The sequence below is a fragment of the Alcanivorax sp. HI0044 genome (genome assembly GCF_001634945.1).
Genome location: NZ_LWEZ01000437.1, coordinates 1 through 691 on the forward strand (window position 1 = coordinate 1; position 691 = coordinate 691).

At 59.0% G+C, this 691-nt stretch carries 2 protein-coding genes; both read left to right on the plus strand.

What is annotated here, in order from left to right; translation table 11 throughout:
- A partial coding sequence (locus A3730_RS05365) for a S16 family serine protease (protein WP_304439466.1) occupies window positions 1–389 on the plus strand: 389 nt, incomplete at its 5' end.
- Window positions 364–691 (plus strand): pseudouridine synthase (locus A3730_RS05370; RefSeq protein ID WP_231883855.1); only part of this gene is annotated, 328 nt, incomplete at its 3' end. The genes A3730_RS05365 and A3730_RS05370, both read left to right, overlap by 26 nt.

Consider the following 691-nt stretch of genomic DNA (forward strand, 5'->3'; position numbering starts at 1 on the left):
ACGTGGCGAGTAATCTGGCGCAGTTTTCCCTGGATCCGGCGCAGCTCGATGAGGCCTTCCTGCACCTGCATGTACCTGAAGGGGCTACGCCCAAAGATGGGCCCAGTGCCGGCGTCACCATGGCCACCGCCCTGCTCTCGTTGCTGATGAAAAAACGGGTACCGCGCAAGGTTGCCATGACCGGGGAGCTGACCCTCACCGGTCAAATATTGGCGGTTGGCGGCATCCGCGAAAAAGTCATTGCGGCACGCCGCGTGGGGATCAAGGAAGTGATTCTTCCGGAGGCCTGCCGTCGGGATTTTGATGAACTGCCCGACTACTTGAAACAGGGACTCACCGTCCACTTTGCCGAACAGTACAGCGATGTCTTCCACATCCTCTGGGGCTGACAATGCGTCCTACTACATTGTCCCCCTGTGCCACGAGCGCGTGGGGACGGTGTATCGGGATGCCCACATTCTGCTGATCAACAAACCCGCATACCTGTTAAGCGTTCCTGGCCGTGCGCCGGAGAACAAGGATTGCGCGGTCCGCCGCTTGCAGGCCCAGTATGCAGACATTCGCCTGGTACATCGTTTGGACCTAGATACCTCGGGGATCATGGTGTTTGCTCTCACCGCCCAGGCGCAAAGCAGACTGAGCCGGCTATTCCAGCTTCGCACGGTGCAAAAACGCTATCAGGCCGTTGTGC